A 2,245-nucleotide genomic window follows, 5' to 3' on the forward strand; every position below is an offset into this window, starting at 1 on the left:
TCCTGGGCATCGCCACCACCAAAGGCCCAATCTCCTACGATATGTTGATCGCGCCGGAAGCAAAGGGATAAGCCTTTTAGGCCATTCTCCACAATATCTTTTGCAAGCGGAAGGACCTAATCGCTCGCGCAGAGATACTCAATCGCCTCTTCTTGATCCTCAAACTCGTCGTGACGCGGATTTATCAAATCAAGGTACACTCTGCCGATGTCAATCATGTGAGCATGATCGCTGCCGTATTCCATCTTTGCCACCCTCGTTTCCGCTACACGACCACACCCTTTGAGCGAGTATTATGTGGCGTGGCAGGTTTGAATGTCAAACGTAAAGCTTCCTTGGAGCGGATTTCCTCTAAGATCATTTGTTACCGGCGTCATATTCGCTCCCCCAAACATTGCGCACCGGCCCACGTCGCCCGGCCCCTGCCCCCCTCCGCAGCGGCGGCCCGTCTGCGGTGGCGCCACCATGCACGGGTCGGGAGGAGACCGGTGCTCTGCCAACGTGTGTGTAAGACCGTGTGCGTGCATAGGTAAAATAGCCTTTGACAACCCAGACGCGCCCTGTGTTAGCGTCTCGGTTACGGGTTGCAGAGTCGGGGAGGTCGCCATGCCCACCACGGACCGGATGGTCAATGCCTGGATCTTCCTCAACGAGGACGAGCCCTCCGGCACCACTTACAGCGACCCCACAAGCTGCTACCAGACCCTGATCCGGGACGGCGTCTACGGGGCGGTGGACATCCTCTACCTGTGCTTCGCCACCACCTTGCCGGTCGGCCCCGAGACCGTGCCGGCCACCCCGGCGGCCCAGGCGGGGAGTTACACGATCGCCATGGGCGCCGCGTCCCATGCCGGCGGCCTGACCAATCAGGACTACATGGATTGGGTGATCCGCGACGCCCGCGCCAGCAACCCGTCGATCCGCATCGCCATGACGCTGAACTGGGGCGACGGGTCCCTGTTGTCCAACATCTTCACCGCCGGGTCGCTCGACCCCGAGCCGGCGGCCAAGGCGTTCGCAGCCAATCTGCTGGCCTACCTGCGGCGCTACGATCTCGACGGCTTCGACATCGACTGGGAATCGCCGATCAGCGACCAGACCACGCGCGAGCAGTTCCGGTGTCTGGTCACCGCCATCGGCGCCGCGTTCCGCGCCCAGACCGACCGCAAATTCTACCTGACGCTCTCGCCGGCGGCGGTGGGCAACCTTGATGCCGCGGCCGTGAATGACTCGGTCGATTTCGTCAATCTGCAGCTCTACTCGGGGTTCACCGACCCGGCCGCCTTCACGGCCGCCGGGGTGGATGCCGCCCTGTTCGCCTACGGCGCCAAGTTCGAGTCCGACGTTCAGACCGCGCAGGCCGCCTACGACGACAACGCGGCCAACTACGGCTATCCCATCTTCACGTGCTGGCGCCTGAATTCGTCCAACTTCGCCTTTGAACAGGCCCAGCAGAAGGCCCTCTCCGCCCTCGTATTCCCGTCCTGATCCCGTGCGTTCCCGGGTCGCTCCTCACGGCGTGGCCCGGCCGTTCCCCATCGTCCCAAACGACCCATCGTCCCAAACGACCCATCGTCCCAAACGAAAGGAAACGACCATGCGCCTGCGTACCGCCCTGATCGCCGCCGCCGCCACCCTGCTGGCCGCCGGCGCCGCCCACGCCGATACGGTGTCCATCACCACCATCACCGAGCTGTCCGAACCGTCGGCGACCCTGACGTCTTCGGCGCATCACCCGTTCGTCGGCACTCGCGAGATCGTGTTCACCGTCGCGGGCAAGACCTTCACCTGGGTCGGCTCCGCCTCCGGATCGGTGCCGAAGGGCTGCAACTACGGCCTGACCGTCAACGTCAGCACCGGCGCGCTGTCCAACCCCACCAGCCTGGACAACCCGGTGTGCACCCCGACGTCGGAGATGCTGTCGCTCTGCAAATAGGACCCGACCCACCCGATCGGATCCCATCGGCCGGACCGGCCGGAGCCCTGCGCCCCGGCCGGTCCGTTGCCGTTTGGGCGGGGATCATATCAACGGCATCTGACGATGACCGTTGAAGTCCGTGGCCGGCCCTCTCCCCCACCCGGCCACCCAACGCCAGTATCCTATGGGTGGCCGGGTGGGGGAGAGGGCCGGTGCCGCCCTGGCGCCGCTTCGCGGCGCCATTCGTAAAGGCTCAGTTTGCGTTAGATATGCATGCTGGTTGTTTGGGCGAGATAAGTCCGGCGATGCATGCCAGGATTGCACGGG

2 protein-coding genes are annotated in these 2,245 nt (G+C 63.9%); both read left to right on the forward strand.

Going from position 1 to position 2,245, the window contains the following annotated elements; translation table 11 throughout:
- Window positions 1–606 precede the first annotated feature (606 nt).
- On the forward strand, window positions 607–1,488 hold the full coding sequence (locus tag GHC57_RS18890) for a glycoside hydrolase family 18 protein (RefSeq protein ID WP_170294979.1): 882 nt from the start codon (window positions 607–609) through the stop codon (window positions 1,486–1,488).
- Between the two features lie 109 nt (window positions 1,489–1,597).
- Window positions 1,598–1,936 carry a hypothetical protein gene (locus GHC57_RS18895; RefSeq protein WP_153347181.1) on the forward strand — a complete coding sequence of 113 codons (339 nt, stop codon included), beginning with the start codon at window positions 1,598–1,600 and terminating at the stop codon, window positions 1,934–1,936.
- Window positions 1,937–2,245: the final 309 nt, after the last annotated feature.

The sequence above is a fragment of the Roseospira navarrensis genome, assembly GCF_009601025.1.
Lineage (GTDB): Bacteria > Pseudomonadota > Alphaproteobacteria > Rhodospirillales > Rhodospirillaceae > Rhodospira > Rhodospira navarrensis.

Excerpts from the sequence above, each read along its gene's own strand:
- GHC57_RS18895 (WP_153347181.1), top strand. The coding sequence starts at position 1,598 with ATGCGCCTGCGTACCGCCCTGATCGCCGCCGCCGCCACCCTGCTGGCC.
- GHC57_RS18890 (WP_170294979.1), top strand. The coding sequence starts at position 607 with ATGCCCACCACGGACCGGATGGTCAATGCCTGGATCTTCCTCAACGAG.